Source organism: Paraburkholderia acidipaludis NBRC 101816 (assembly GCF_000684975.1).
GTDB classification, from domain to species: Bacteria; Pseudomonadota; Gammaproteobacteria; order Burkholderiales; family Burkholderiaceae; genus Paraburkholderia; species Paraburkholderia acidipaludis.
Genome location: NZ_BAXZ01000019.1, coordinates 50,849 through 74,270 on the forward strand (window position 1 = coordinate 50,849; position 23,422 = coordinate 74,270).

A 23,422-nucleotide genomic window follows, 5' to 3' on the forward strand; every position below is an offset into this window, starting at 1 on the left:
TGGCTAGAACTTTTAAAGCGTCACGTTCACACGTGGCGCTTTTTTTTTGATATTGGCTCGGCGACGGCAAGGAATAGTCGCGGCTGCTTGCGCCAGTATGAAATGGCGTTTTATGTTGACGTTGCCTTAGGCGTTCTGCGTTTTTTGCCGGCAAGCAGATTCGTATGCCGTATTCAGGCGTGCGATGCGTTCGTGCTTCGCAAGGCGCGGGCACGTATCGCAGGGCTCGCCGTCGCGCCGCCGATAGTGATAGCAGCAGGTCTTGCGGTCGAGCGCGAGTGCGGTCGACCCGTCGCTATGGGTCAAGGCGAACAGGTCGCTCGCTCCTGTCAGATCGAGCGCGTGAAGCCATTGCCCGGCTAATGCCTGTACGTGAGCGTCGGTCCAGTCGGCCCGCGCCGCCCGTATCGCCAGGAGAGCGGCGAGCACGCAATCGGCTTGCATCGAGCGTGCCGCGGTGACGTTCAGGCGCAGCACGCCGGCGAGATCTTCATACGCTTGCCGGCAGCACGCGGTAATTTCGCGCGCGGCGAGCCGGATGCAGCGATCGGTGTCGCCAGTAAGCGGCACGTGGTCGGGAAGGCGGACCTCGCGCGTCCATCCGTCGGCGAGAGGTTGCGCGAAGTGCGCGAGCGAGAGCACGCGTTGCGAGCCGTGCACGCCTGTCACGCTCAGATAGATCGGCTGCCAGATCAGAATGCCCCAGCAACGCAAGGCCCGGTAGGCCGGTCCCGCTTCCGGGTGGACGCTGGCCCAGTGGGCCGCGAGGGCGGCGAGCGCCGAGCGGTTGCCTGCGTGGTTGCCCGTGCTCGGCGCGGGCCGCAGGTAAATCGATGCATTGCCTGTTTCCCCGATGGCCGGGTCGCCGGGCGCTGCGTTATCGCGCGCCGCCGTCACGCCGTTCAGGCCCGGCACGACGGCGGCGGCATGCCGCAACAGCGCTTCGAGTGCGCGATTGCCCGCCACGCGTCAGGCCTCTACGGCTTCGGCCAGATTCGCGCTGGCTGCAAGCTGCCGGCCCGCAAGCGGATTGCGCAGGTTGCCGGCCATCTTGAGGTTGCCGGCAGGATCCGCGAGATTGACCATCTGCAGGTTGTTGCCGAGTTGCAGCCGGTTCAGGCAGGAGTGCAGGAACTCCTCGGCGAACAGGTCGTACTGCGCGTATTTTTCCGCCCGCTGCGGATGATCGGCCTGGTAGCGCGCTACACAGCCCGCGACCGCGTCCCAGAACACGTCCTCCGTGCACACGCCGTGCTCCACGAGGATCTGGTTCATGTAGCGGAAGAAGCCGTCGAACACGTCGATGAAGATCGCGAGCAGCTTCACGCGCTCCGGTACGTCCACGGCAAGGCGCTTCACGTTCTCCGGCAGCGGCGCGTCCTTGTTCAGGATTGCTGATTCTTCCGCGATGTCTTTCATGATCGCGCGCACCGGCACGTGATTCTCAAGGACGAGAATGAGATTCTCGCCGTGAGGCATGAAGACGAGGTCGTGCGCGTAGAAGCAATGGACGAGCGGCGCGAGATACGCGTCGAGATAGCGTTCGAGCCAGGCCGCCGGAGTAAGGCCCGATGCCTCGATGAGCGTCGGCAGCAGCGCGCGGCCTTCGCGGTCCGTATGCAGCAGCGCGGCCATCGTCATGAGGCGTTGCCCTTCGCGCGCATGGACAAGCGGGTTCTCGCGCCAGAGCGCGGAGAGCATCTTCTTGTAGGGACTATCGGCCTGCACGGCGGTTTCGTAGTAGCGGTTGCGAAACCCGAGCGAGGCCACTTCGCGCAGGATCGTGAAGCCCTGGCTGGCGAGGTAGGGATCGTTCGCAACCACGCTTTTGATGAAGTCGTTGATCGCGGGCGTGCCGGACATGTAATAGGGCGACAGGCCGCGCATGAAGCCCATGTTGAGAATCGACAACGACGTCTTGACGTAGCGCTTCGTCCGGTCGGAGAGGTTGAAGAAAGTGCGGATCGACTGCTGCGCGAGGTAGCGATCCTTGCCGTAGCCGAGGCAGATGATGCGCCGGGTCGCGACGTAGGGGGCGAAGGCGATCGAGAGTTTGTTGAACCACTGCCACGGATGCGCGGGCATCAGATAGTAGTCGTCGAACTGGCAGCCGCGGGATTCGATGGTGGTCCGAAAGCGCTCGATGGTCGCCGCTCCCAGTTCCTCGTCCATGAGACGCGCGTAGTCGAGGTCCGCGGCGCAGTGGAACGCGGCCTGCTCCTTGTGCACGGCGAGCCATACGACCTGGACCGGCGAGCCGGCTTCGGGCGCGAAGGCGCGATAGTCGTGCGCGTCGAAGCCCAGTCTGCCGTTGTTGGCGACGAAGCCGGGATGGCCTTCGCTCATCGCCGTCTCGATGGTCTGAAAGTCGGCCTCGAGGAGGGCTGGCGTATCGGGACCCTCCTTCGTGGCCTTGTAGGCGGCGCCATAGAGCGTGCTGCTGATTTCGTCGAGATAGATCGGCAGCAGGGCTTCGCTAATGCCGAGCCGGTCCTTTACGTCGAGGATGAACGCGAGTGCGTCGAGCGCTTGCTCGGCGCCGTTTTCCGTGCAGTCGATCGTCTCCGCGCGAATGCTCCAGTGGCGCAGGGCCAGTACGCGAGCCTCGAAGGTATACACGCGTGCGCCGTCATCGGAGCGGAGCGCGTAGCGGTCGTAGCCCGCGCCGGGTGCCGTGCCGATGCGCTCGGGCTCGACGATCAGCTCGTGCGCATATTCGGCGATCGCCTTGCGCACGAGCATGCGGTTCACGGTACGCCACACACCGGGGGTCAGGTGGGCGGCGGCCGCGTGCGGGGCGAGCGTGGCGTGTTGCATCGCGATTTGCGGGTTCGGTTGGGTCATGATCAGCAGTCCTTTTGAAAATTCCGGTTGGGCAGCATGGAGATCCCGGTCTGGGTTCGGGCCGTCGCGGCGTGAAAGTCGGCTCGCGTGCAGAACGCGAGCGCGGCGCTTTTTTCGCGGAAGGCGACGGTCTTCGTATAGACGAAGCCCATCGCGCGGTTGAGGGCGTGGATGCGTGCGTTGCGCGCATCCGGTTCGACGACGACGCGTTCAGCGCCGAGACGGTCGAAGAGAAAGGTCATCAGGGCACGGAACACCTCGCGCGTATAGCCGGGCAACGGCGTGGCGGCGGGGCCCACGAACAGGTGCATGCCGAGGTCGCCGGGACGGACCGCGTAGTGCTCGCCGACCTCTTCGCGGGCAGGGTCGTAGCTCTCGAAGAGAAACACACTCGCGCCATTCGCGTCGAGGCCGAGCCAGGCGTCGGCATGGGCCGAGTCCGCAATCGCCTGGTAGAACGCAGCAACTTCGTCCACGCGCTTGTCCTGCATGTTCCAGAACGCGGCGCGCGGCTCGGCGAACCAGCGGTGAAGGGTGGGTGCGTCGCGGGCGGCGTCGAGCGGACGGATGACGAAGTTGCCCGCAGGTGCCGTGAGCGCATTCGCCTTGCGTTCCCGGGCCGTATCGCGGCGCCCGATGAGCGCGTCGTGGTGCAGCATGATTTCGTCGGCGGCTATGTCAGTTCGCACGGGCAGGCACTCCTTGTTCGGGAAGGGAATCGGCGGTGGCGGTATTCACGGGCACATTCGCGGGCACTCCCTGTTCCGGCCGATCGAGCAGCCAGGCGCTGGCGAGCGCGGTGAGCGCGAGGCCCGCGGCGGCCACGAAGAACGGCGCGCGCAGTCCGGTTTCGTCGACGATCGCCCCGGCGGCGAACGAGGCGAGCAGCACGCCGAGGTTCTGGAAGAAGTTGACGATGCTGTAGTCGGCGGCGTAGGCCGCGGGCGTGCTGAGCGCGAACATCGTCACGTCGAGCTTGACGACGATCTGGAAGAGCGCCCAGCCGAACAGCACGCGCCCCGCCACGATCGCCAGCGGCGCCTCCACGCTTTGCAGCAGCGTGCCGGCGAGGCACAGTGCGAGATTGACGAGCATGTGGTCGGGCCGGCGCCGGCCGCGCGCGGCAAGCCGGTGATTGATGCGCAGCGCGACGAGCGCCACCATTCCGGGAATGGCGAAAACGAGACCGGAGACGAACTCGCTGTTCGATCCGCTCACGGCTTGCCAGTACGAGGACAGGAACGGCCGGATCAGATACACGCAGAAGTCGAACGCGAGCATCAGCGCGGCGAGCCGCAGGACGGGCGCCCGCTCGCGCAGGCGAGGCCGCGCGGAACCGGCGTGCGCTTCGTCGGCGAAGCGGCAGCGCCGCGCGATCCGGTGCGAGCGGATCAGCCACAGGCAGATCGCCATCTGGGCGAAGTCGCCTGCAGCCATCGCGAAGATGCAGCTGCGCGCGTCCCACAACTGCATGACGAGACCGCCGGCGGCGGCGCCCGCAATCGCGCCGAAATGTACCACCACGGAGAGCGTGCCGATGGTGTGCGCGTGCGTTTCCTTCGCTTCGAGGCGCATCATGTACGGATACGTCAGCAGATAGCTGCTCTTGCACATGAACATCGCGAGGGACAGCAGCCAGAAGAGCGGCAGCGTCGGCGCCCAGTAGCTCGCAAGGGACAGCAGCCCCGCCGCGCATTGCGTCGCGACGAGCAGGTGCATCGCGTCGAGCCGCTTCGCCACGCGCGCCCACAACGGCAGCGTGAGCATCACGACGATCGAGATGAACGCAACGTAGGCGCCCGCGTGCACCGGGCTCGTCACGCCGTAGCGCGCGGCGAAGAATTGCGGGTAGAACGGGATCAGGATCGCGTCGCTGACGACGGCGAACGTCGTCATCAGGATGAGCTGGTAGCGCATTACGGCGTCTCCAGCGGCATTTTCACGAACGCGTCCGTGTCGGGCACCGAGAAGTCCTGCAGCGCGATACGCCGCTCGATCGGGTAATGCTCCACGCCGGTCAGCGCGCGCAGGATGCACGAATTCCGGTAGCAGCTCATGCCGAGATCGGGATTGGTCAGGCCATGGCTATAGAGCCCGGCGTTCTGCACGAAGATGTCGCGGCCGGTTACGTCGATTGCGTAGTTGCGCGAGAGGCGGTAGCGGCCCATGTCGTCCCAACGGATGCGACTCCGGATGCCGTCGATGAAGCCCGGCACGTTCTGCGTGTAGCCCGTGGCGAAGATTGCGCCGTCGGTGGCGTGCGTGTACTGCACGCCTTCGTCGCGCTGCGCGAAGCGCAGGTGATAGCGCGCCTCGACGGGGTCGTAATCGCAGCCCGTGAGTTCGGAGTTCGTGACGAGGTGCGCGTGGCGCTCGCCGCGGCTGCGGCGGTCGTCCAGCAGGTCGTAGATCTGGTTGATGAGGGAGGCGTTCACGCCTTTGTAGAGGCTGTCCTGCTTCGCGACGATGCTCTCGCGCACGCCGTCCGGAAGGTTGTAGAAATAGTCGATGTAGTCGGGCGAGATCATTTCGAGCGTGAGCTTGGTGTTCTCCATCTGGAAGAAGCGCGGCGAGCGCGTGATCCAGGTGAGCGTGTAGCCGAACTCGTTGCTGTCCTTGAGCAGGTCGTAGAAGATCTCGGCGGCGCTCTGGCCGCTGCCGATCACGGCAATCGAACGCTTTTGCTGAAGCTCCGCCTTGCGGGCGACGTAGTGCGCGCTGTGAATGCAGTGCTCGCGCACCGCGCCGCAGCACGCCGGCAACTGCGGCACCGATCCCACGCCGATCACGAGGCGTTTCGCGCGGTACGAGAACGCCCGGGCATTGCGCACCTCAAGACCGCTCACCACGTAGTGGCCGGCTTCCTCGTCGTAGTCCACCCGCTCCACGTTCGCGCCGAAGCGGATGCTCGAAAGCCGGCCGATCGCCCACTTGCAATAACGGTTGTATTCCGCACGGCTCAGGTAGAAGCGCTCGCGAATGTAGTACGCGTAGAGCTTGCCTTCCTGCTTGCAGTAGTTCAGGAAGCTGAACGGGCTCCTGGGATCGGCGAGGCTCACGAGGTCGGCGAGAAACGGATTCTGCAGCGTGGTGTCGTCGATCAGCATGCCGGGGTGCCAGTCGAAATCCTCGTTGCGTTCGAGAAAGAGGCCGTTCAGTTCACGAATGGGATCGGCCAGACACGCGAGGCTCAGATTGAACGGTCCGAGGCCGATTGCGACGAAATCGAGCACGGCGGAGGTCTGGTGTGTGTGCGAGAGCGAGGAGTTAGCTGTACTGAAGATTGAGTTTCTTCGTTGGCCGGATTGCGCCATGGTCGGATACCTCATCGATGGACGGGAGGGAGAGGGCGGTTACATGCTGGACACGCTGCCCCGGTTTGGCATTGTCAATGCAAATGAGAGCGATTCGCGTTTGTGGATCATAGGAAGTTAGTTCTGTTAAGGCAAGTCCCAAAAGCATATTGATTAGGAATATTGATTAATAAGTCGATTCATGCCGCATGAAGGCAATCCACGGCGCTCCGGCTGCAAAGGCCGGCTGAATCGGGGAGACACCGGAATGCGAGGCGGTGCAAACCCAAGGGCGGTTCGCGTCTGGCAAGGCATGAAATTGCCGCGATTTTTCTGCTACCCCAATGGCGATAAAACCATGAGCGCCGTGTGGGGATGAATTTGCGCTACGGAGTGCGAAGGGACGAAAGCTCGCTTTCCTTGAATCGCCGTCATGGCGGCGCGAGGCGGCGTGCTGCGCCGGCCCATATCATGACAAATTGCTGTCGGACACTTTCAAATCTCCAATGGCTTTGCTACCATCTGCGACTTAACGCAAATGACAATGATTCGCAATTGCATTTGAAGTAGGGAAACACCCGAAACCGTCGCCGATATGAACAACGTACAAACCGCACGCCGTAAGGGGCGCAAGCTCCCTCATCCCTTGCAGATTGCCGCCTGGCTGGCCTTCGCCGGGGCCGCGCAGTCCGCCTTTGCCCAGAGCGCGGGGGAGGCCGGCACCGCCGCCTCGGCAGCCGTACCGGCAAGCTCGGCGGGTGCTGCTGGTGTTGCCGCCGCGCCCGCCTCCGCGCAAGACGCTGCGGAATCGACACAGGCTCCGGCGCTGCCTGCCGTCAAGGTCAGTGCCGCGGCGCAGACCGATTCGCCGCTGCATCTGAACACGCCGGTCTCGGCAGGCGCGCTTGGCTCGCGCTCCCAGCTCGACACGCCTTTCTCGACGACGGTCGTGACCGGCGAAGATCTGGCCGACCGCCAGGTGGGCAAGCTGGGCGACGTCTTCGCGCTCGACGCTTCGGTTACGGACAACAGCAATGCGTATAGCGCGTGGGCGACCTACATCACGATCCGCGGCCTGCCGATCGACTGGCAAAACGGCTTTCGCATCGACGGCAATCCGTTCATTTCGTACGGCATCACGATGCCTTACGAGAACCTCGAACGTGTCGAACTGCTCAAGGGCCTCGGCGGTTTCATGTACGGTTTTGCCGAGCCGGGCGGGGTCGTCAACTACGTCACGAAGAAACCGGGCAACGATCCCGTGACGAGCGTCGATTTCGGCTACCGCATGGATGGCGTGCTGAGCCAGCACGTCGACTTGAGCCGCCGCTTCGGCCCAGACGGCATGTTCGGCGCGCGCGTCAACTACACGCACGAGGCGGGCAAGACCTATAACGCGGGCAATATCAACACCAACGCCGTTTCGCTCGCACTGGACGGCCAGCTCACGCGCGATCTGCAGGTCTACTTCAACGCGCTCTACCAGCAGAGCCGCTCGAGCGGCCAGACACCGGCCATCTACACCGGCAGCTACACGGCGACGAGCCTGCCCGCCACGATCAGCGGCGGCACCAACTGGCTGGGCGGCACCGACCAGCATCTGAACACCAACCTGCAGCTCTACACGGCGGGTGTGCGCTACCAGATCACGCCGGACTGGTCGTTCAACACCTCGGCGAGCTACAGCAAGGCGGCGCGCGACCGCAACGAGAGCACGCTCACACTGCTCGATCAGGCGGGCGACTATACCGACAACCGCTGGAACGGCGACGAAGGTCATCAGGACATCTACTGGCAGGGCATGTTCGAAGGCAAGGTGAAGACCGGGCCCCTCGCGCATGATCTCGTGCTGGGCGCAATGTGGCAGCACCAGACGAACAACTACAGCCTCGTTTCGCACTACTTCACGCTGGGCGACGGCAATCTCTACGAACCCAATCCGTTCCGCTACTACTCGGGTGGCGGCCTCTCGACCTACCGTACCAGCGAGATCACGCAAAAAGCGCTTTTCGCGAGCGACACCGTCGCGATCACGAGCCGCCTCTCGCTGCTCGCCGGCGTGCGTTACACGAATTACGAGCAGGAGTCCTACAATACGGACGGCTCGCTCGCGTCGTCGTATGGGCAGAACGGCGTCGTCACGCCGACCTTCGCGCTCATGTACAAGCTCGAGCCGGAAACCACGCTCTATGCAAGCTACGTGGAGTCGCTGGAGCAGGGCGCGACGGTGGCCGACATCTACGCGAACGGCGGCGCGCTGCTGCGTCCGCTGCGCTCGCACCAGTACGAGGTCGGCGTGAAGAGCGAGCATGCCCGCTGGAGCGCGAACGCGGCCCTGTTCCGGATCGAACGCGGCGCGGCCTATGCGAACGGCCAGAACGTCTATGTGCAGGATGGCGATTCGATCTACGAAGGACTCGAGGCTGGCGGCAGCGTGCGCCTTGGCCGCAGCTGGCAGGTGGCCGGCGACATCATGCTGCTCGATACGTGGTACGCGAAGGGGCAGGCCTATGAGGGCAATCGCGTGGCCGGGGCGCCGAAATTCGTAGCAGCCGCGCGCGTGACCTATGACGTGCCGGCCGTGCCGGGGCTGCAGGTGGGGGTGGACGCGAAGTACACGGGCAATACGGAGGTGCGGCCCGCGAACGACCTGGAAACGGGCGGCTACCTGATCGTGAATGCCGGGGCGAGCTACATGACGCGCATCGGCGGCCACGATGTCACGCTGCGCGCGGCCGTCGACAATATCGCGAACCGCCGCTACTGGATGTATGAGTACTCCGACTACATCGCGCCGGGCGATCCGCGTATGGTCAGCCTGAACGCGAAAATCGACTTCTGATCCGCAATCGCAGGCCCCGCCGCGCAACGCGAAGCGGGGCCGAAGGCACGGTGAACGGACGCTTCCTCAGACCACCGTTTCCCGCTCGGGCGTGGCCGTGATCTTGTGGATCGACAGATCCGCGCCGTTGTACTCCTCTTCCTGGTCGATGCGCAGGCCGACGGTCAGCTTGAGCGCACCGTAGACAATGGTGCCGCCCAGCGTGGCCACCACGATGCCGCCCACGGTCCCGACCGCTTGCGCCCAGAACGACACGCCGCCCATCCCGCCTGCCCAGTGCATGCCGAAGATGCCGGCGGCGATGCCGCCCCAGGCGCCGCACAGGCCGTGCAGAGGCCAGACGCCGAGCACGTCGTCGATGCGCCAGCGATTTTGCACGCAGGTGAACATCGTCACGAACAGCACGCCCGCCACCGCGCCCGTCACGAGCGCGCCCAGCGGATGCATGAGGTCCGAGCCCGCGCACACGGCCACGAGGCCGGCCAGCGGGCCGTTATAGGTGAAGCCCGGGTCGTTGCGGCCCGCGAGCCAGGCGGAGAGCGTGCCGCCCACCATCGCCATGAGCGAGTTGACGGCCACGAGGCCGCTGATCTTGTCGATGCTCTGCGCGCTCATCACGTTGAAGCCGAACCAGCCCACCGCGAGCACCCAGGCGCCGAGCGCGAGGAACGGAATATTCGAGGGCGGATGCGCGGCGACACGCCCGTCGCGCGTGTAGCGCCCGTGCCGCGCGCCGAGCAGAACCACGGCCGGCAGCGCGACCCAGCCGCCGAACGCGTGCACGACCACCGACCCCGCGAAGTCGTGGAACGGCGCGCCGAACCAGTGCGTGAGCGCGTCCTGGATGCCGAACCGCCCGTTCCAGACAATGCCCTCGAAGAACGGGTAGATGAAGCCGACGATCACGAAGGTCGCGAAGAGCTGCGGATTGAACTTCGAGCGCTCGGCAATACCGCCCGAGACGATTGCGGGGATGGCCGCCGCGAAGGTGAGCAGGAAGAAGAAGCGCACGAGGGCATAGCCGTTGTGCTGGGCGAGCACGTCGGCGCTGGCGAAGAACTGCACGCCGTAGGCGATCGTGTAGCCGATGAAGAAGTACGCGATCGTGGAAACCGAGAAGTCCACGAGAATCTTCACGAGCGCGTTGACCTGGTTCTTCTTGCGCACCGTGCCGAGTTCGAGGAACGCGAAGCCCGCGTGCATCGCAAGCACCATGGCGGCGCCCAGCAACAGGAAGAGCGTGTCGGTGCCGGTCTTGAGAGTGTCCATCTTGATGACGTGTCGTGATTGCCCAAAAAGAGCGCATCCATGAGCAAGATGCGGGCCAGCGGCGCGCCAAAGCGGTGAATCAAGCGCCACGGCGGGTCATTCGGCGGCTTCGCGCCGGTGCGCGGGTGCACCGCGTCGGGCGAAACGCGCCGGCGCATGTTCGAGTACGGTGCGGGCGCGATGCTTTCGTGCGTGGCGCTTTCGCACAATTTATGTGCTCATGCTCGAAGATGGGGAAATCGGGCGCCAATTCGGGGAGATTTATTCGGTTTTGCTTTCTGTCCCGCGGCGGTGTCAGCGAGTCGAAATCGGCCGGCGCCGGCGCCCGCATCTGGCGCGAGGCGGCGCGTATCGGCTCGGGGAACATGCGAAATGTCCCTCGCGCACAAACGCCGACATAATGGCTGAATCGATCTATCTCGTCGTCCGATACGCCACCGCATGCGACTAACGACCAAAGGGCTGCTGCTGATCGCGATTCCCGCGGTCTTCGAACTGACGCTGCTGCTCGGCATCGTCCGGGCGCAGAGCGACGCCGAGGCCGCCGAAAGCTGGAGCCAGCACAGCCAGGACGCGCTGGCCCAGGCCGGTCGCGTGCTCGAGCCCGTGCTGATCGAATCGGTGCAATTGCGCGGCGCCGTGGCGGCCGGCGATGCGGCGTTCACGACGCCGCTGTCCACGTGGGTGGAGGTCGACGAGCGCATCGACCGGCTCGTCGACCTCGTCGCCGACAATCCCGGCCAGGTCGAGCGCGCGGTCCGGATTCGCCAGGCGGTGCAGAACTACCGGCATTGGTCGGAACGGGTTCAGGATCTGCTGCACGAGAAGCGCAGCGGCGAGCTGGTCGACCACTTCCGCGAGCTGACCGATGCCGACGTGCTCGATCGCGTGCGTGCGCAGATCACGGCGTTCCAGACCGAGGAGCGCCGGCTCGACGTCTTGCGCGTCACGGCCGCCGAGGAGGCGCGCGCGCAGCAGCAGACGCTCGTGATGACGGCGGTGACCGGCTCGATTGCGTTCGTCGCGCTGGCGGTGTGGCTCTTTACGCGCGGCGTGCGCGGACGGCTCCTCGCGCTATCGGACAACGCCAACCGTCTCGCGGGCAACGAGCCGCTGGCGCCGCTTACCGTCGGCAACGACGAGATTGCGCGGCTCGACCTGACGCTGCATCAGATCGGCCAGCGGCTCATCGAGGCCGAACGCGCGCGGCTTGGCTTCCAGGCGGACCTCGCGCGCCGCGCGGAGCAACTCGCGCAGATCAACGAGAACCTGCGTCAGCAGACCCAGGAAAACGAGATGTTCATTCACAGCGTTTCGCACGACCTGCGTGCGCCGCTCGTGAATCTGCAGGGTTTTTCGCGCGAGCTGAACCATGCCTGCGACGACCTGCGCGCGCTCGTTGCGCGCTCGGCGCTGACGCCCGAAGCGCGCACCGAAGTGGAACGGATCATCGAGGCGGACATTGGCGAGGCGCTGCGCTATCTGCAGACTGCCGTGCTGCGGGCCTCGCACATCATCGACGCGCTCTTGCGCCTCGCCCGCGTGGGGCGCGTGGAGTACCGCAGTCAGCGCGTCAACGTGCGGGAGCTCGTGCAGCGCGTGGTGGACGCCATGCACGGGTCGATCCGCGCCCGCGCCGCGACCGTGAGCGTGCGGCCGCTGCCGGCGGTGTGGGGCGATCCGACAGCGCTCGAGCAGGTCTTCGCGAATCTGATTGGCAATGCGCTCAACTACCTCGATCCCGCGCGCGAGGGCAAGGTCGAGATCGGGACGGCCCCGGCGCCGCCCGGCGTGGAATCGCTGCAGATTTTTTACGTGCGCGATAACGGGCTTGGCATTCCCGAAGTCGCATTGCCGCGCCTCTTTCAGGCGTTCCAGCGCATGCACGGCCATGTCGCGCCAGGCGAGGGTATTGGGCTCGCGCTCGTGCGGCGCATGGTCGAGCGCCACGGCGGGCGCGTGTGGGTGGAATCGCGCGAGGGCGAGGGCACGACGTTCTATCTTTCGCTGCCCGACGCGCTGGCGCCGGTGCCGCCCGCGCCGGGCGAGGCGGCCATGCCGGCCGCTGCCGGTGGCCGCGAGGCTACCCGCGTGACCGGTTAGCGCGACAGCCCGTGGCCCGAGCCGAAGATACGGCGTGCGCGCAGCAGGCGGCGGCCGCGAATCGACCAGACGCTGCCCGCAACGATGAGCATGAGCGCGAGACCCAGCACGGCGCGCGGGTCGAGGTGCAGGCCGAGGGGCGCGCCGCCCGGCGCAAGGAAGCTGCGCGCGAGCACGAGCAGGGCGCCCCAGAATGCGATTGCGGCCTGCACGACGAGCCGCGTGCCCGCGCGGTATCGCATGCGGTCGACGAAAGTCGCGCGACGATGCGTGCGCGAGCAAAAAAAAGCGATCGCCAGCAACGCGATCGCGAGAAGCACAATCCAGTCAGTCAGGTCCATCACAACTACCCCTAAAACAATGAAGTACTTTAGAGGGCGGTGATATCGGACGATATAGGACACGTCTCAAAGACTAACCAAACGGCATCCTGATCAGTTATCGCGGCGTATGCCGTTGCGGCCCGCGCACCTCACGGCTCGATGCGGGTGCCAAGCAGAACCAGGAACTGCCGCAGCCACTCCGGATGCGCGGGCCACGCCGGGGCGGTGACGAAGGGCGCGTCGGTCACGGCGCTGTCGATCGGAATGTCGGCGTATTCGCCGCCTGCGAGGCGCACTTCGGGCGCGCAGGCGGGATAGGCCGAAATGCGCCGGCCGCGAATCACTTCGGCGGCGGCAAGGAGCTGTGCGGCGTGGCAGATGGCCGCAATCGGCTTGTTCGCGCCCGCGAAGTGGCGTACAAGCTCGATCACCTTGGGATCGAGCCGCAGATATTCGGGCGCACGGCCGCCTGCGATGGCGAGCGCGTCGTAGGCTAACGGGTCGACGTCCTCGAAGGTCGCGTTGAGCGTGAACTGGTGGCCCGGCTTCTCCGTGTAGGTCTGGTCGCCCTCGAAGTCGTGGATGGCGGTTTTGATGCGCTCGCCGGCCTTCTTGCCGGGGCACACGGCGTCGACGCGGTGGCCCACGGCCTGCAGTGCCTGGAAGGGCACCATCGTTTCATAGTCCTCGGCAAAATCGCCGGTGAGGAAAAGGATCTTCTTGACTGCCATTGCGCGCCTCCTGTGTCGGATGGTGGAACAGATTGGACCCCGATGCAGTCTACTCCAGCATGATTGACGCTTCTGTTACGCCCCGCCTGCCGCCGGATATCGTCTGGCGCACCTACGTACCCGGGCGCGATGCCGCACCGCTCGCCGCGCTCTTTCGCGCCGCGGTGACGACGCTTGCGGCCACGCATTACGACGCGGCCCAGCGCGCGGCGTGGGTATCGTCCGCCGACGACCTCGCCGCGTTCGACGCGAGGCTCGCGCGCGGCACGACGCTCGTCGCGGTCCATGCCAATGCGAGCGTCGCATTCGGGCAGCTTTTTCCGGCCGATCACGTCGAGATGCTCTACGTCGCTCCGGACTGGGCGCGGCGCGGTCTCGCGTCGGCGCTGCTCGGGCGCATCGAGGCCGTGGCGCGCGGCCACGGCGCAAACGTGCTGTGCGCGGAGGCGAGCGCGCTCGCCCGGCCTGTGTTCGAGCGCGCCGGCTTTTCGCTGGTTTCACCCAGATAGTCTTGCGCGGCGGCGTATCATTGCCGCGCTTTCAGATGGCCAAGCCGCTCTTTGCGGCCCAACATTCAGGATGACCATGTCTTTCAGGGTATCGATACACCGGGCCTGCGTGCCCGTTCTGGCCTGCGCGCTGCTCGCCGCGGGCTGCAGCAAGCAGGATGCGAGCGCGCCCGACCTCGCCGGCAAGTCCGCCGACGCCGCACAGCAGGCAGTGCAACAGGCGGCCCAGCAGGCCGCCGATCAGGCCAAACAGAAGCTCGACGCGGCCGCGAGCTATGTGAACCAGCAGGTCGACGCCGCGCGCGCGGGGGCGCAGCAACAGATCGACAACGCTTCTTCGCACACGCAGGACGCGAGCGCTTCGACGGGCCAGCTCGCCTCCGCCGCGCAAGGCCAGCTAGGCGACGCGGCGAGCGATGCCCGGGCCATGCTCGGCCATGCCGCGGCCGCAGCGGGCACCGGGCTGCAACTGACCGGACGCACGCTGCAACAGTGGGCCAGCAGCGTTTCGGCTGCCTCGTCGCCGGCGGCTAGCCAGTGAAACCGAGCTTGACGTCCGCGATTAATGTAATTACGATGGTTACATATTTCGATGCAGGTTTCCTTGCAGGTTCGGCGTGAACACGAGTAGCCGCTTTGCGTTTGCCGTCCACGTGCTTGCGCTGCTCGCGCAGCAGCAGGGCGCGCCGCTTTCGTCGGAGATCATCGCGGGCAGCGTGAACACGAATCCCGCGCTGATCCGGCGGCTCCTCACGATGCTCGCGAACGCGGGGCTTACGGGTTCGCAGCTGGGCGCGGGCGGTGGGGCGCTGCTGGTGCGCGAGCCCGCGTCGATCACATTGCTCGACATCTACCGCGCCGTGGACGACGCGCAGCTTTTCGCCATGCATCGCGAAGAGCCCAATCCGGCCTGCATGGTCGGGCGGCATATCCAGCACACGCTGCGCGGCGTCATCGACGACGCACAGCGCGCGATGGAGGCGTCGCTCGCTGCGCGCACCCTCGCCGATGTTGTCGACGATGTGGAGCGCAGCGAGCGCAGGCTCGAACGGTCGCGCGGCTCGCGCGGTTCGGGCAAGGCGTGAAGGATCATGAGCGCTACAGCATGACTCACCGGGGCTATGCCCCATTTTTTAACGCTTTTTGTGTAACTGTTGTAGTTACATAATCCAATCCGACAGGAGTTCAACCATGAGCAAGTCGCTGAATATCGCCCTCTTTGGCGCAACCGGCATGATCGGTTCGCGCATTGCCGCCGAAGCCGCGCGCCGCGGCCATCGCGTGAGCGCCCTCGTGCGCGAGCCTGGCCGCGTGGCGGCGGGGCCGAACGTCGTGGCGTCGAAGGTCGACGTGCTCGACGCGGGCAGCGTGGCCGCGGCCGTGCGCGGTCACGACATGGTCGCGAGCGCCTACGCGCCGCCGCACGACCGCGTGGCGGACGTGCTGGCCGCGAGCCGTGCGCTCGTCGACGGGGTGCGCGCGGCTGGGCTCAAGCGCCTTGTCGTGGTGGGCGGCGCGGGCTCGCTCGAAATCGCGCCCGGCAAGCAGCTCGTCGATTCGGAGAGCTTCCCGGCGGCGTGGAAGGGGATCGCGCTCGCCCACCGCGACGCATTCGACTACTACCGCACTGTTGCCGATCTCGACTGGACGTTTTTCGCGCCCGCCGCGATGATCGCGCCCGGCGAGCGCACGGGCCAGTTCCGCACCGGCGCGACCGCGCTGATCGCTGACGCAAAAGGCGAGAGCCGCATTTCGGCGGAAGATTACGCGGTGGCGTTCGTCGACGAGCTGGAGCAAGGGCGCTTCGTTCGCCAGATCGCCACGGCGGCCTACTGACGCGGTAGAGCGGAGGCATGGCGGCCGTGCGAGGCGCCGCCATTCTGCAGCGCGTTTCCGCAGAATTTCCGCTGACATTCTGTTACGCGAGCGTGCCGCGCGGGCCGCTCGACTGCGGCTAAACTGGAGCGTCCTGTTCTTGCCTTTGCGACATGAATTCACGCTCCGGACGGGACGGCGCACGGGCCCGGCCGGCGTGCGCCGGGTGGCCCGCGTTTACTCCCGTTTTTGACCGGCACGCGGCGCAGGCGGCATGCGTGCCGCAGCGCCCCGGCTGGCTGATGTTGCTTGCCTCTTTCGTGCTGTGGTGCGCATGCATGCCGGGCGCGTTGGCCCAAACGGCGGTCCCCGCGCCGGCCGTGCCCGCCGCGCCGGTACTCCCGGCGCTGAAAAGTCTCATTACGGGTCAGCCGGCGGCCGCCTCGGGAGCGTCGGCGGCCGGGGCGGCATCCGCGCCCAGCCCGGCAAGCCAGGCCGAGTTCACGCGCAATCTCGACAGCGTGATCACGACGCTCGACAGCGAACGGCAGCGCAATGCGCTTGTCGCGCAACTGAAAAAGCTGCGCGATGCTTCGCAGAACGTGGCACCCGCGCCGGCTTCGGGCGCGGCGGGCACGTCGGGGCTGCTCGGCGCGATCGCGTCAGGCCTTTCGTCGGTCGAAGCGGACGCGCGCCGCGGCCGCAGCCCGGTGCACTACTGGGCCGGGCGATTCCGGGCAGCCGGCGACGAACTGTATGCGCTCGCGGTAGGCGAGGGCGATGAGCACGCCGGCGGTCTCGTGCTCGACCTGCTTGGCATGCTCGTGGGCTGGGGCGCCTGCGCGCTTGCGCTGCGCTGGCTCGTGCGCCGCGTGCTGAGGCGCTTTTCGGTCGACACGGGGCTGCAGCCCAATCCCACCACGCTCGAGCTCGTCGTGTTCGCCCTGCAGCGGGTCGGACCGTTCATCGTCGCTTTCGTCGCGGCGCTCGTCGTCGAACACGCGCTGTCCCAGTCCGTCGGCCGCACGATCGGCCTCGTCATCGCCTATGCCATTGTCGCGGGGGCGGTGTTCTCGGCCATCTGTCTCATCATGTTTTCGCTGTTCGGCTCGGGGCATCGCCGCGCCGCCGTGCGCGTGCTGATCGCGCGCGGGCGCCGGCCGCTCTTCGCGATCGGCGTGTGCAGCGCGCTCGGCGACGCGGCCACGAACTCCGACGTCGCGTACCAGATTGGCATCAACCTGGCCGCACTCGTCTCGACGTTCGCCAACATGACGGCGGCCGTGTTGGCCGCCGTGTTCGCCCTGAGCTTCAGCCGGCCCGTTGCGCATCTGATCCGCAACCGCAGCTACCAGCTGCGCCACGACCACAAGGCGCTCACGGAAATTTTCGACGTGCTGGCCTCGATCTGGCACGTGCCGATGCTGCTGCTCGCGGCCGCCTCGATCGTCGCGACCGTGGGCGGGCTCAGCAGCAGCGAAAACGTGCTGCAGATTTCGATCGTCACGGCGCTTTTGCTCGTGCTGGCGTTCTTCCTTTCGGCCATCGTCCGGCGCCTCACGCGCCCGAACCCCGCGCGCGTGCGGCGCCGCTCGCCGTATCTGCGGCGGCTGCTGCGTTTCGCGGGCACGCTCGCCATCGTGTTCATCTGGCTCGCCTATTTCGAGTCGTGCGCGCGGCTGTGGGACATCTCGCTCGCGCGCATCATCGAGGCGAGCGTCGCGGCGCGCGGCATCGCCCATGCGCTGTTCGCGATCGGCGTGACCGTGTTCTTCGCGTGGCTCACGTGGATCGTGCTCGACACCGCGATACTCGAGGCGCTCAATCCGAGCGGCCCGCGCGCCAAGGGCCGCGCGCCCAGCGCACGCGCACGCACCATGCTGCCGCTCGTGCGCAACGCGGTGCTCGTGACGATCCTCACGATCGCGGGGATCGTCACGGCCGCGAACCTCGGCATCAACGTGACGCCGCTGCTCGCGGGCGCCGGCGTGATCGGCCTTGCCATCGGCTTTGGCGCGCAGTCGCTCGTGAGCGATCTCATTACCGGGCTCTTCATCATCATCGAGGAGACGATCTCGGTAGGCGACTGGATCGATCTCGACAACGGCCACGCGGGCACCGTCGAGCATCTGTCGATTCGCACCGTGCGCCTGCGCGACGGTCAGGGCGCGATACACGCCATTCCGTTTTCGCAGATCAAGATCGTGAAGAATCTCTCGCGCGACTTTGCGTATGCGGTCTTCGAAGTGCGCGTGCCGTTTTCGGTCGAACTCGATACGGTCACGCGGCTGATTCGCGAGGTGGGCGCGGAGCTGGTGGCCGATTTCCGCTACCGGCGCGAGATACTCGGGCCCGTGGAGGTATGGGGACTCGACCGCTTCGAGCCGAACTGGATGGTCGTCAAAGGGCAGATCAAGACGCGGCCGCTGCAGCAGTGGAGCGTGGCGCGCGCCTTCAACGCGCGGCTCAAGCACCGCATGGACGAAGCCGGCATCGACATGCCGGTGCCGCAGATGCAGGTGCACATGAGCCCGCGCGGGGAGGATGTGCCGCTGCACGAGGACGATCTTGCGCCGCCTTCGCAGGCGGCGGCGTCGGGAGGCGCGGTACGCGATGCCTCGCACGAGCCGCGCCCGGCGCCGCCGTCCACGGCCGGCCCCGACAGCGCGCCGCCGCAGATTCCGACGGCTGGCAGCCGAGGTTAGTCGTTCACGGGTCGTTCGGACTGCTATTCAAGCGGTCGTACCGCGGTGTAGCGTTGCCCGGTTGCCGTTCGGTCGCGGATGAATAGATTGATAGCGGTTTGCGTCGAGAAGGAGTTTCCATATAATTTCCCCGCATGAACTCCAGATAGAATAAATTTCTACGCAAGGGGAAGGGCGGAAATGGATGTGATCGACAGAAAGCTCGTCGAGCTGTTGCAGCAGGACGCCACGATGCCGGTTGCCGAACTCGCGCAGCGTGTCAATCTCTCGCAAACGCCGTGCTGGAAGCGGGTCCAGCGTCTCAAGGAGACAGGCGTGATTCGCGCCCAGGTGGCGCTGTGCGATCCGAAAAAGCTGGGCGTGGGGACGACCGTATTCGTGGCGGTGCGCACGAACCAGCACACCGAGGCGTGGGCGCAGAGTTTCACGCGCGCGGTGCAGGACATTCCCGAGATCGTCGAGGCCTACCGCATGAGCGGCGAGACCGACTATCTGCTGCGCGTCGTGGTATCGGACATCGACGACTATGATCGCGTCTACAAGCAGTTGATTCGCGCCGTGCCCCTCTCCGACGTGAGTTCGAGCTTCGCCATGGAGCAGCTCAAGTATTCGACGGCCTTACCGGTGCGAGTCGGGTAAGGCGGCCGCGGCGAAGCAAGCCGCCTGCAAGGCGCCCCGGCGTAGAATGCCCGCTTTGCTCCTTATTTTTCGGCAAACCATGAACGAACCGCGCAAGAAGAATCCCACTTTTGGTGTTGGCGTGCTCATCGTGGTGGTGGTGCTCCTCGTGATCGGCACCGTGCTGTTCAATGCGATCCGCGGCAAGCGCGAATACGATGAGGCGAACCCGGGCCAGCCGGCGAGCGCGGCGGCAAGCACGAATGCCTCGCAGCCGGCCGGCACGGGCCAGTAACGCAGCCCCCTGCGCTGTAACCGAGTCTTCCCGCGCTTGCCCGCTACGCGTCGGGCAGCCGGATCACGCTTGCGTCCTTGCGGATGAGCCAGGACGCGGCCAGCATCTGCTTGCACTGATGCGCGAGCAGTTTCAGCTCCTGCGCAAACTCCGAGGACGGCCCCAGTGCGCGCTCGGTCTCGACCACCGCCGTGTCGAGGTCGCGTGTGAGCTGTTTCGTGATGTCGATCTGGTCGGCGGGGGCGGGCGTGCCCGACTCGGCGGCCACGAGGTTCTCGTGCACGCATGAGAGGGCCCGCTCGAGCGCATCGGGCGCGGCCGTCTGACCCGGCTTCGACGAGGCGCGCAAGAGGGGCGCCGCCGCCGTGATCTGCGAGGCGAGTACGTGGCTGCGGATCAGGAGGTCGTTCAGCTCGGCCACGTACTTCTGCGCCGATTTCGGCTCGAGCATCATGCGCTGGAAGGCCTGACCCAGATTCGCAAACGCCACGTGCACGTCTTTGCGCGCGAGGCGGTAGCGGAAATCGGCGCCAGGCGCGGCGCTGGCCTGCGCGCTGGCCTTCGCCCCCACGGCGGCGACGGGCTGGCCGGAGGCGACGCTCGCCGGGGCCGGTGCGCCGGTAGCCGTGGCCGCGGTGGCGGACGCCGGCGCCCGCGCGGCGGATTCGGTGAACGCGGCGCCGGCAAACGCGGGCTGCGCCTGCGCCGGGCGCGTGCCCCGACCCCAGCTGGCTTCGAGATACTGGCGCATCGCGCCGATCATGTCGTTCACGAGCTTGCCCATCAGCCGGTACTCCCAGTACGGGAACAGATGGCTCGCGGCGATCGCGATCATGCAGCCGACCATGGTGTCGATGGCGCGCTCGCCGATGATGCGCATGCTGCCGGGCGCGAGCAGATGGAACATCAGCAGGACATATGCCGAGGTGAACACGACGCTTGCCGTGTAGTTGAAGAGCAGCAGGCTGTAGCTCATCACCATGGCTGCGAACATCGCAACGAGCAGCACGAACGGCTGCTTCACGAGCAGGATCAGGGCGACGCTCGCCGCACAGCCGATCAGCGTGCCGACGATACGCTGCGCGTTGCGCTGGCGCGTGAGCGAGTAGCCGGGCTTCAGGATGATGATGGTCGTCATCACGATCCAGTAGGCGTTGGTGAGCGGCAGCAGGCGCCCGAGCCAGAAGCCCACGGCCACCGCGATCGTCACGCGCAGCGCATGGCGAAAGCTCGGCGAGGCCATGGTGAGGTTCGAGAAGATCTGCATGAACGGCACGCGCCGGCTCGTGACGAAACGCTGCAGGGCTTCGTCGACGCGCAGCACCGTTTCGGTGATCGGCGTTTCGCTCGTGAGGCTGCGGCGCATGCGGTCGATCAGGCGCGTCGCGCTCCAGATGCGCCTGAACGACGCCGAGACTGCCGCATAGGCCTCGGGGTCGGTCGTTGGCAGATCGCGCTTCCTGAGCTGCTCGAGCTCGTACTCGATCGCGCGCAATTCGGCCTTCACGTTGACGCTCGCGCGCGGCGGCTCGTTCTGCAGCACGGCAAGGCCGATGTCCTCGAGATCGGCGGCGGCCTTGCGGATCAGGTCGCGATAGAACACCAGCAGGTCGGAGCCGCCGAAGGTATTGCGCACCAGCGGATAGTCGGTGTGAGCGCCCACGAAGAGCTCGTGCAGATCGACCGTGTCGATGAACAGGTTGAAATGCATGACCCGCAGCGGGTCGAGCTTGCCGCTCCTGAACTTCGGCAGGCTGCGGAACACGATGTCGCGCGCCGCGTCCTGGCGTTCCACCGCGGCGATCTGTTTGGCGACGAGGTTGCGGTAGCACTCGTCGAGATCGTTGTCGAGGTCGTAGAACTGGGCGCGCGCGAGCAGGTAGTCGGCGCAGGCGAACACGCTCTCGGCGATCGCCTGCTGCTCGATGCGGTGGAGCATCAGCTGGCTCACGAGCGTGGACCAGGCCGTGTACCAGAGACCGCCCAGCAGGATCCATGACGCGTTGACGAGCGCCTGGTGCGGCGTGAAGTGCTCCTCCAGCGTCATCACCATCATGAATAGCGTGGCGAAGCTGATCTGCGGCCAGCGATTGCCGTACACCACGATCAGCGAGAGCACGAAGGTGAGCGGCACGACGGCGGCCCAGAGCGCGACCGGGTTGACGGTCGCGAGGCCCGTCGCGTAGGCGGCGAGGAAGCCGATCGCGCTGCAGGCGAGCATCTCGTTGCGCTTGTACTTCAGCGGGCCGGGCATGTCGACCACGCAGGCGCCCAGCGCGCCGGTGGAGAGGGTGAAGCCGAGTTCGCTCTGGTTGAAAACGAACAGGCACAGCACGGCGGGAAGCGAAATGCCGACCGCGATGCGAAGGCCGCCATAGAAGTACTGGCTATAGAGGAATTTGCGGATTTCTACCGAATAGCGCATCGACTGCCGATGTGGTTCAAGAGCGGACGGCGGGGAGTGCGCCGCGCAATGGCGCAGAGTCTAACTGATTTCGGCAGGGGGTTGAGCGGCCGTGCCGGCCGGGGTTGGCCGAGGTTGGCCGGCAGCGCTCAGGTTGTCGGGTCGCCGAGCAGGCCGCGGGTGCCGTGAATGCGGCGCATGCGCGTGCGATACCAGAAGGTCCACGCGAGCAGGCCGCCAAACACGCCATAGCCGATCACCGGCGAGACGACGAGGAAGCGCTCGATGGGCCAGGTGGCGGCGAGCCACGTGCGCAACGCCGCGTCCGCGGTGAGGCCGAAGCCCCAGATGGCCGTGAGCATGCGCATGGCCGAGACGAACTCGCGGCGTTCCTGCCAGAGCCGTTCGAAGCGCGCGACGCCCTCGGGCGTTTCGCGCGCGATGGTGGCGCGAGCCAGGTAGTAGACGAGCGGGCGGCGCGCGAGCAGCGAGGCGAGGAAGGTGACGCCGATGGCGCCCGAGGCGAGGCATTCGCGCATCAGCAGCACGCGCGGGCCGCCGCCGAAGGCCATGGCGGCGAGCGAAAGCGCAATGCCGAGCAGCACGATCGCGGCGAGTGCGTCGATGCGCCGAAAGCGCGCGAGTTCGACGATGCTCCAGGCGACCGGCGGGATCGCCGACGCCACGAGGCCGCCCACTTCGCCATAGTGCGGATGGGCGAGGCAGTACGCGACCCAGGGGAGGAGCAGGTTGACCGCCAGTTCGGCGATGAATGCCGGGCGCAGCTTCATGCGGTGCGTCCTCGCGTGTGCATGTTGATATGAACCCAGTATGGCCGAACGATGACCGATCGGCAAACGAACGCAAGAGGTCCGTCCAGCGGCCGCCTGTGCGACACTCGCGAATGCTCCGCCTCGCACCCCCCGGTGTCCCCCTTTTAACTGTTTCGCCGTCCGATATGTCCGTCCGCTATCCCGTCGCTCCCCACGAAGTCGAACTGGTCGCCGTGCGTGCGCAAGGCGCGGGTGGCCAGAATGTCAACAAGGTATCGAGCGCGATTCACCTGCGTTTCGATATCCATGCGTCTTCGTTGCCCGAGGTGATCAAGATGCGCCTGCTCGCGCTCTCCGACCGGCGCGTTTCGAGCGAAGGCGTGGTCGTCATCAAGTCGCAGGAGTACCGGACTCAGGAGCAGAATCGCGCCGCGGCGCTCGCGCGGCTCGACGAACTGATCGACAGCGTGAGCGTGACGCGCAAGGCCCGCGTGCCGACGCGGCCCACGCGGGCGTCGAAGATGAGGCGTCTGGAGGGGAAGGCCCGTCAGGGCGAGGTAAAGGCGGGGCGGCGGCGCGTGACCGGGTGAGGCGCGCCGGCGGCTGGGGCGCGCCATGCAAACGCGCCCCGGGCAGACTTCAGTGCGCCGTGGTCGGCACGTCGAGGATCAGGATGATGGTCCAGTCGGCGTCGCCTTCGTGATGGTACTGGCGCTCCGCGACGATGAACGGCTGCTGCTTGCCCTCCGGGCCGAGGAACAGCACGTCGCCTTCCATCGGGAGGCATTCGACCGGCGGCAATGCGAGGAACGCGTCCTGCTTGCCGCGCGGCATCAATTTTTCGATTTTGCGGGATGCCTCTTCCGTCCATTCGATATCGAGCTGGATGTTGCTCATT

At 66.2% G+C, this 23,422-nt stretch carries 21 protein-coding genes; 10 read left to right on the forward strand and 11 right to left on the reverse strand.

All coding sequences use genetic code 11. From position 1 onward, the window contains the following. Positions 1 to 126: 126 nt before the first annotated feature. From BAC01S_RS20720 to BAC01S_RS32065, 5 genes are read right to left on the reverse strand one after another with little or no spacing between them, the layout of a single operon-like run. On the reverse strand, positions 127 to 966 hold the full coding sequence (locus tag BAC01S_RS20720) for a siderophore ferric iron reductase (protein WP_027796485.1): 840 nt from the start codon (positions 964 to 966) through the stop codon (positions 127 to 129). 3 nt (positions 967 to 969) lie between these two features. Continuing rightward, positions 970 to 2,844, reverse strand: a complete 1,875-nt coding sequence (locus BAC01S_RS20725; RefSeq protein ID WP_084168729.1) for an IucA/IucC family protein — start codon at positions 2,842 to 2,844, stop codon at positions 970 to 972. Between the two features lie 2 nt (positions 2,845 to 2,846). After that, positions 2,847 to 3,533 carry a GNAT family N-acetyltransferase gene (locus tag BAC01S_RS32055; protein WP_084168731.1) on the reverse strand — a complete coding sequence of 229 codons (687 nt, stop codon included), beginning with the start codon at positions 3,531 to 3,533 and terminating at the stop codon, positions 2,847 to 2,849. Then, a complete protein-coding gene (locus BAC01S_RS32060; RefSeq protein WP_084168733.1) occupies positions 3,523 to 4,761 on the reverse strand; it encodes an MFS transporter in 1,239 nt (412 codons plus the stop codon). Before BAC01S_RS32060 ends, BAC01S_RS32055 begins: the two co-directional genes overlap by 11 nt. Then, complete coding sequence (locus tag BAC01S_RS32065) at positions 4,761 to 6,077, reverse strand: lysine N(6)-hydroxylase/L-ornithine N(5)-oxygenase family protein (protein WP_043203050.1); 1,317 nt, start codon at positions 6,075 to 6,077, stop codon at positions 4,761 to 4,763. The genes BAC01S_RS32060 and BAC01S_RS32065 overlap by 1 nt, the downstream gene beginning before the upstream one ends. Before the next feature lie 655 nt (positions 6,078 to 6,732). Between BAC01S_RS32065 and BAC01S_RS20750 the strand changes: the two genes are divergently transcribed. Further along, positions 6,733 to 8,979 carry a TonB-dependent siderophore receptor gene (locus tag BAC01S_RS20750; RefSeq protein ID WP_174442454.1) on the forward strand — a complete coding sequence of 749 codons (2,247 nt, stop codon included), beginning with the start codon at positions 6,733 to 6,735 and terminating at the stop codon, positions 8,977 to 8,979. A gap of 66 nt (positions 8,980 to 9,045) precedes the next feature. Here the strand turns inward: BAC01S_RS20750 and BAC01S_RS20755 are convergent, their stop codons facing one another. Then, positions 9,046 to 10,248 (reverse strand): ammonium transporter, encoded by a 1,203-nt coding sequence (locus tag BAC01S_RS20755; RefSeq protein ID WP_027796489.1) that lies wholly within the window; start codon positions 10,246 to 10,248, stop codon positions 9,046 to 9,048. Positions 10,249 to 10,689: 441 nt separating this feature from the next. Between BAC01S_RS20755 and BAC01S_RS32070 the strand changes: the two genes are divergently transcribed. Continuing rightward, positions 10,690 to 12,351, forward strand: a complete 1,662-nt coding sequence (locus tag BAC01S_RS32070; RefSeq protein ID WP_043203054.1) for a sensor histidine kinase — start codon at positions 10,690 to 10,692, stop codon at positions 12,349 to 12,351. Here the strand turns inward: BAC01S_RS32070 and BAC01S_RS20765 are convergent. Next, a complete protein-coding gene (locus tag BAC01S_RS20765; protein WP_027796490.1) occupies positions 12,348 to 12,692 on the reverse strand; it encodes a hypothetical protein in 345 nt (114 codons plus the stop codon). The two genes, BAC01S_RS32070 and BAC01S_RS20765, sit on opposite strands and share 4 nt — an antisense overlap. A gap of 131 nt (positions 12,693 to 12,823) precedes the next feature. Further along, positions 12,824 to 13,405, reverse strand: a complete 582-nt coding sequence (locus BAC01S_RS20770; protein WP_027796491.1) for a DJ-1/PfpI family protein — start codon at positions 13,403 to 13,405, stop codon at positions 12,824 to 12,826. A 59-nt stretch (positions 13,406 to 13,464) separates the two neighbouring features. Here BAC01S_RS20770 and BAC01S_RS32075 point away from each other — a divergent pair, with 59 nt between their 5' ends. The 7 genes from BAC01S_RS32075 (at position 13,465) to BAC01S_RS20810 (ending at position 19,347) form a co-directional block, all read left to right on the forward strand. Further along, positions 13,465 to 13,914, forward strand: a complete 450-nt coding sequence (locus BAC01S_RS32075; protein ID WP_245616636.1) for a GNAT family N-acetyltransferase — start codon at positions 13,465 to 13,467, stop codon at positions 13,912 to 13,914. A gap of 76 nt (positions 13,915 to 13,990) precedes the next feature. Continuing rightward, the gene (locus BAC01S_RS20780; protein WP_043203056.1) at positions 13,991 to 14,455 is read left to right on the forward strand and encodes a hypothetical protein; all 465 of its coding nucleotides are present in this window, start codon (positions 13,991 to 13,993) and stop codon (positions 14,453 to 14,455) included. A gap of 76 nt (positions 14,456 to 14,531) precedes the next feature. Continuing rightward, positions 14,532 to 14,999 carry an Rrf2 family transcriptional regulator gene (locus BAC01S_RS20785; RefSeq protein WP_027796493.1) on the forward strand — a complete coding sequence of 156 codons (468 nt, stop codon included), beginning with the start codon at positions 14,532 to 14,534 and terminating at the stop codon, positions 14,997 to 14,999. 106 nt (positions 15,000 to 15,105) lie between these two features. Beyond that, a complete protein-coding gene (locus BAC01S_RS20790) occupies positions 15,106 to 15,750 on the forward strand; it encodes an NAD(P)-dependent oxidoreductase (RefSeq protein ID WP_027796494.1) in 645 nt (214 codons plus the stop codon). A gap of 152 nt (positions 15,751 to 15,902) precedes the next feature. Next, positions 15,903 to 18,434: a mechanosensitive ion channel family protein gene (locus BAC01S_RS32080; protein ID WP_084168737.1), complete on the forward strand. Its 2,532-nt coding sequence runs from the start codon at positions 15,903 to 15,905 to the stop codon at positions 18,432 to 18,434. A 180-nt stretch (positions 18,435 to 18,614) separates the two neighbouring features. After that, positions 18,615 to 19,073: an Lrp/AsnC family transcriptional regulator gene (locus BAC01S_RS20805; RefSeq protein ID WP_027796495.1), complete on the forward strand. Its 459-nt coding sequence runs from the start codon at positions 18,615 to 18,617 to the stop codon at positions 19,071 to 19,073. Positions 19,074 to 19,152: 79 nt separating this feature from the next. Continuing rightward, entirely contained in the window at positions 19,153 to 19,347 is a 195-nt protein-coding gene (locus BAC01S_RS20810) for a hypothetical protein (protein ID WP_027796496.1), read from the forward strand. Positions 19,348 to 19,390: 43 nt separating this feature from the next. Here the strand turns inward: BAC01S_RS20810 and BAC01S_RS20815 are convergent, their stop codons facing one another. Together BAC01S_RS20815 and BAC01S_RS20820 are read right to left on the reverse strand one after the other, a co-directional pair. After that, complete coding sequence (locus BAC01S_RS20815) at positions 19,391 to 21,772, reverse strand: FUSC family protein (RefSeq protein ID WP_027796497.1); 2,382 nt, start codon at positions 21,770 to 21,772, stop codon at positions 19,391 to 19,393. Between the two features lie 128 nt (positions 21,773 to 21,900). Then, positions 21,901 to 22,542: a VC0807 family protein gene (locus tag BAC01S_RS20820; RefSeq protein WP_027796498.1), complete on the reverse strand. Its 642-nt coding sequence runs from the start codon at positions 22,540 to 22,542 to the stop codon at positions 21,901 to 21,903. 167 nt (positions 22,543 to 22,709) lie between these two features. Between BAC01S_RS20820 and arfB the strand changes: the two genes are divergently transcribed. Further along, positions 22,710 to 23,114 (forward strand): alternative ribosome rescue aminoacyl-tRNA hydrolase ArfB, encoded by a 405-nt coding sequence (arfB, locus tag BAC01S_RS20825; protein WP_027796499.1) that lies wholly within the window; start codon positions 22,710 to 22,712, stop codon positions 23,112 to 23,114. 49 nt (positions 23,115 to 23,163) lie between these two features. Here the strand turns inward: arfB and BAC01S_RS20830 are convergent, their stop codons facing one another. Then, positions 23,164 to 23,421, reverse strand: coding sequence for a hypothetical protein (locus BAC01S_RS20830; protein ID WP_027796500.1), 258 nt, complete (start codon positions 23,419 to 23,421; stop codon positions 23,164 to 23,166). Between the last annotated feature and the right edge of the window lies 1 nt (position 23,422).

Excerpts from the sequence above, each read along its gene's own strand:
- BAC01S_RS32070 (WP_043203054.1), top strand. The coding sequence starts at position 10,690 with ATGCGACTAACGACCAAAGGGCTGCTGCTGATCGCGATTCCCGCGGTC.
- BAC01S_RS32060 (WP_084168733.1), bottom strand. The coding sequence starts at position 4,761 with ATGCGCTACCAGCTCATCCTGATGACGACGTTCGCCGTCGTCAGCGAC.
- BAC01S_RS20750 (WP_174442454.1), top strand. The coding sequence starts at position 6,733 with ATGAACAACGTACAAACCGCACGCCGTAAGGGGCGCAAGCTCCCTCAT.
- BAC01S_RS20810 (WP_027796496.1), top strand. The coding sequence starts at position 19,153 with ATGAACGAACCGCGCAAGAAGAATCCCACTTTTGGTGTTGGCGTGCTC.
- BAC01S_RS20780 (WP_043203056.1), top strand. The coding sequence starts at position 13,991 with ATGTCTTTCAGGGTATCGATACACCGGGCCTGCGTGCCCGTTCTGGCC.
- BAC01S_RS20805 (WP_027796495.1), top strand. The coding sequence starts at position 18,615 with ATGGATGTGATCGACAGAAAGCTCGTCGAGCTGTTGCAGCAGGACGCC.
- BAC01S_RS20755 (WP_027796489.1), bottom strand. The coding sequence starts at position 10,248 with ATGGACACTCTCAAGACCGGCACCGACACGCTCTTCCTGTTGCTGGGC.
- arfB (WP_027796499.1), top strand. The coding sequence starts at position 22,710 with ATGTCCGTCCGCTATCCCGTCGCTCCCCACGAAGTCGAACTGGTCGCC.
- BAC01S_RS20770 (WP_027796491.1), bottom strand. The coding sequence starts at position 13,405 with ATGGCAGTCAAGAAGATCCTTTTCCTCACCGGCGATTTTGCCGAGGAC.
- BAC01S_RS32080 (WP_084168737.1), top strand. The coding sequence starts at position 15,903 with ATGAATTCACGCTCCGGACGGGACGGCGCACGGGCCCGGCCGGCGTGC.
- BAC01S_RS20830 (WP_027796500.1), bottom strand. The coding sequence starts at position 23,421 with ATGAGCAACATCCAGCTCGATATCGAATGGACGGAAGAGGCATCCCGC.
- BAC01S_RS20725 (WP_084168729.1), bottom strand. The coding sequence starts at position 2,844 with ATGACCCAACCGAACCCGCAAATCGCGATGCAACACGCCACGCTCGCC.
- BAC01S_RS20820 (WP_027796498.1), bottom strand. The coding sequence starts at position 22,542 with ATGAAGCTGCGCCCGGCATTCATCGCCGAACTGGCGGTCAACCTGCTC.
- BAC01S_RS20815 (WP_027796497.1), bottom strand. The coding sequence starts at position 21,772 with ATGCGCTATTCGGTAGAAATCCGCAAATTCCTCTATAGCCAGTACTTC.
- BAC01S_RS20790 (WP_027796494.1), top strand. The coding sequence starts at position 15,106 with ATGAGCAAGTCGCTGAATATCGCCCTCTTTGGCGCAACCGGCATGATC.
- BAC01S_RS32075 (WP_245616636.1), top strand. The coding sequence starts at position 13,465 with ATGATTGACGCTTCTGTTACGCCCCGCCTGCCGCCGGATATCGTCTGG.
- BAC01S_RS20765 (WP_027796490.1), bottom strand. The coding sequence starts at position 12,692 with ATGGACCTGACTGACTGGATTGTGCTTCTCGCGATCGCGTTGCTGGCG.